Origin of the sequence: Cryobacterium sp. TmT2-59 (genome assembly GCF_004403545.1) — a bacterium.
Lineage (GTDB): Bacteria > Actinomycetota > Actinomycetes > Actinomycetales > Microbacteriaceae > Cryobacterium > Cryobacterium shii.
In genome coordinates this window covers 1-3459 of sequence record NZ_SOGM01000040.1, presented here as the reverse complement: position 1 = coordinate 3459, position 3459 = coordinate 1, and the positions used below count along the sequence as shown (strand labels likewise).

The window sequence follows — 3459 nt, the reverse complement described above, 5'->3', positions numbered from 1 at the left end:
GGTGCAGCACGGCGGCGCGCTCGGCGCCGGGGCGCTGGCCCCAGGCGGCGCCGCCGGCGGCCGCGGTCTCGATCAGGCGCTCCAGCTGGGCGGCGTCGCTCACGCGCGCGGCGGCGATGGTGTCCAGCCCGAGCCGGGAGGTCTCGACCTGGTTCAGGATGCGACGGCCCCAGGCCCGGTTCGCGGGCAGGGAGGGGTCGGTATCGGGTTCGTTGTGGAAGCTCGAGGCTCCGGGCGCACCAGGTGCACCGGGCGCAGTGAGCAGGCCGAACGAACCGAGCGAGCCGCGGGTGAGCCCGAGGACGGCTGCGGTGAGGCCCTCGTCGGGCTCCTCCTCGCCGGCTTGCACGTCGCCGTGCTCGGGGGCTTCGAGCTGGTCGACGGCCGAGCGGTCCTGCCGGCGGTTGGGCCGCGGCACCTCGGCGTCGAGGGCCTCGAGGGAGGCGAGGAAGCGCTGCTTCTCCCGCTCGAACAGGGCCGGGGAGCTGGTGAGTTCGAACACGGCCGACATGAAGTTGTCCTGGCTGGCGTTCTCTTCGAGGCGGCGGATCAGGTAGCTGATCGCCACGTCGAATTCGGCCGGGTTGACGACCGGCGTATAGAGCAGGAGGCGCCCGACGTCCCGGCTGACGGCCTCCGCCTGGCTGGTGGCCATGCCCAGCAGCATCTCGAACTCGACCCGGTCGTCGACGCCGCGCTTCTTGGCGAGGAGGTGGGACCAGGCCACGTCGAAGAGGTTGTGGCCGGCGACGCCGATCTTGACGGCATCCGTGTTCTGCGGTGTGAGGGCCCAGCTGAGCACGCGCTTGTAGTTCGTGTCGCTGTCCTGCTTGGTGGAGTAGGTCGCCAGCGGCCAGTCGTGCACGGCCGAGTCGACGTGTTCCATGGCCAGGTTGGCGCCTTTGACGATGCGCACCTTGATCGGTGCGCCGCCGGCGGCTCGCCGGCCCTGGGACCAGTGCGTGAGTCCCTGCAGCGCGCCGAGCGCGTCGGGCAGGTAGGCCTGCAGCACGATGCCGGCCTCCAGGTGCAGCAGCTGGGGCTGGTCGAGGATGCGTTCGAACACCGCGATGGTGAGGTCGAGGTCGCGGTACTCCTCCATGTCCAGGTTGATGAACTTGGGGGCGGGCGACGCGGCCGCGAGCTCGTAGAGCGGGGTGAGCCGCTCGACGACCCGGTCGACGGCCTCGTCGAACGACCACATCGAGAGCTGGCTGGCGATGGAGGAGACCTTGATCGAGACGTAGTCGACGTCGTCGCGGGCGAGCAGGGCGCGGGTGCCCTCGAGGCGGCGGAGGGCCTCCTTCTCGCCCAGCACGGCCTCGCCGAGCAGGTTGATGTTGAGCCGGTTGCCCGACTCGCGCAGGTGCCGGATCGCGGGGCCGAGCTTGTCCGGCGTGGCGTCGACGACGAGGTGCCCGACCATCTGGCGCAGCACCTTGCGCGCGGCCGGGATGACGACCCAGGGCAGCACCGGGCCGAGCACGCCGCCGAGCCCGATGGCGCCGCGCATGTAGGAGGGCAGGAATCCGGGCGCCTTGCGGGCGATTTTCTGCAGGTTGTAGCCGGCGACCATGAGGTCTTCGGGGCGCATGACGCCGTCGACGAAGCCCACGGTGAAGTCCAGCCCGTTCGGGTCCTTTAGCACCCCGGCGAGGCGTTCGGCCGACACGTCGGCGGGGATGGTGGCGCTCTCGGCGAGCCACTTCTGCACCAGCACGACGACCTCGCCGCTGAAATCTTGCTGCACGGATGGCGTGGGGTTGGTCATGGTCACGAGGCTAGCCTTTCGTTCGCGGCGGATCTCTCCGGCTCGCGGTCGCTGGGCGAGCGGGCAGGGGAATCTCTCCACAGTCTGAGGCCGCCATCCGATTAGCAAAAGCGACTCTTCCTAATCGATATTGATTAGAATTATTGATGAATCGACCGGGGTGGCCGGTTCGAGCGAAGGGCAGACGGATGCTGGATGTCAAGCGGTTGCGCCTGCTGCGGGAGTTGAAGATCCGGGGCACCCTGGCCGGGGTCGCCGAAGCCCTCTCCTACAGCCCGTCGGCGGTGTCGCAACAGCTCGCCCTGCTGGAGAAGGAGGCCGGCGTCGAGCTGCTGCAGCGGGTCGGGCGGAGGGTGCGGCTCACCCCGCAGGCCGAGATCCTGGTCGAGCACACGACGCACCTGCTGGAGCGGCTCGAGGTGGCCGAGGCGGACATGACCGCGTCGCTGACCACCGTGTCCGGCACGGTGCGGGTGGCCGTCTTCCAGTCGGCGGCGCACGCCGTCATCCCGCAGGCGCTCACCCTGCTGGCGGAGGAGTTCCCCGACCTCCGGGTGGAGATCACCGAACGCGAGCCGGAGGCCGGCCTGTTCGAGGTGTCCGCGCGGGACTTCGACCTGGTCATCGCCGAGCAGTACCCGGGGCACACCCGGGCGCACCGGCCGGACCTGGACCGGGTCAACCTGGCCTCGGACGCGCTCCGCCTCGCCGTGCCGCACGCCAGGGACGGGCGCCACGCGGCGGCGGCGCTGGAGGACGCGGCGACCCTGCCCTGGGTGATGGAGCCGGAGGGGACCGCCTCCCGCCAGTGGGCGACGCAGTTGTGCCGGTCGGCGGGTTTCGAGCCCGATGTGCGATTCGAGACGGCCGACCTGATCGCGCACATCCGCCTGATCGAGTCCGGGAACGCCGTCGGCATCCTGCCCGACCTGGTCTGGGCCGGTTCGGCGACCACCCTGCGGCTGGTCGACCTGCCCGGGCTGCCCCAGCGCACGGTGTTCACGGCCGCCCGGCGATCGAGCGCGAGCCGGCCGGGGGTCCTCGCGGTGCGGGAGGCCCTGGGCCGCGCCGTCGCGCTGGTCGCCGTGCCGACGCCGGGCGGTTGACGGCCACGGGTGGTTGACGGCAACCGGGTTTCGGCTTTGAATATGCGCATGAAGAAGACCATCGGGCTGATCGCCGTCGCGGCGGCAGCGGCCCTCGTGCTGGGCCTCGGCGGCTGCGCCTCGAGCGCCGGAACGAGCACGAGCGACGTGACCGGGGTGTGGGGCAGCCCGAACACGCAGGGCAAGCCCGGCCTCGAGCTGAAGGACGACAAGTCCGTGGCCGGCTCGGACGACTGCAACCGGCTGATCGGCACCTGGTCGCTCACGGGCGACACCGTCGAGTTCGGCACGTTCGCCTCGACGCTGATGGCCTGCGAGGGCGTCGACACCTGGCTGAGCCAGGCGAAGTCGGCCACCGTGGCCGGGTCGACGATGACCGTTCAGGATGCCCAGGGCACGAAGATCGGAACGCTCCAGCGCGCGAGCACCGGCTACTAGCCCGCCGCCCGCCGCGAACCAATTCGACGGAGATCCTGGCTCTCCTGCTGCATCTGTGGGTCTTTCGGAGCGCCTTAACGGCCGCACGCCGCTTCCTGTCTAGGTTTCTGACTGTCAAGGAAAGAAACTTTATAGGCGGGAAAA

3 protein-coding genes are annotated in these 3459 nt (G+C 70.3%); 2 read left to right on the top strand and 1 reads right to left on the bottom strand.

All coding sequences use genetic code 11. The annotated features are described in order from the left end of the window. On the bottom strand, positions 1–1771 hold a 1771-nt coding region (locus tag E3T24_RS06505), incomplete at its 3' end, for a proline dehydrogenase family protein (RefSeq protein WP_166789175.1). A gap of 188 nt (positions 1772–1959) precedes the next feature. Between E3T24_RS06505 and E3T24_RS06500 the strand changes: the two genes are divergently transcribed. Both E3T24_RS06500 and E3T24_RS06495 read left to right on the top strand, forming a co-directional pair. Beyond that, entirely contained in the window at positions 1960–2877 is a 918-nt protein-coding gene (locus E3T24_RS06500) for a LysR family transcriptional regulator (RefSeq protein ID WP_134367092.1), read from the top strand. A gap of 48 nt (positions 2878–2925) precedes the next feature. Beyond that, on the top strand, positions 2926–3315 hold the full coding sequence (locus tag E3T24_RS06495) for an META domain-containing protein (RefSeq protein WP_241975792.1): 390 nt from the start codon (positions 2926–2928) through the stop codon (positions 3313–3315). Positions 3316–3459: the final 144 nt, after the last annotated feature.

Bases quoted from the DNA above. Each gene is read 5' to 3' on its own strand.
- E3T24_RS06495 (WP_241975792.1), top strand. From the start codon at position 2,926: ATGAAGAAGACCATCGGGCTGATCGCCGTCGCGGCGGCAGCGGCCCTC.
- E3T24_RS06500 (WP_134367092.1), top strand. From the start codon at position 1,960: ATGCTGGATGTCAAGCGGTTGCGCCTGCTGCGGGAGTTGAAGATCCGG.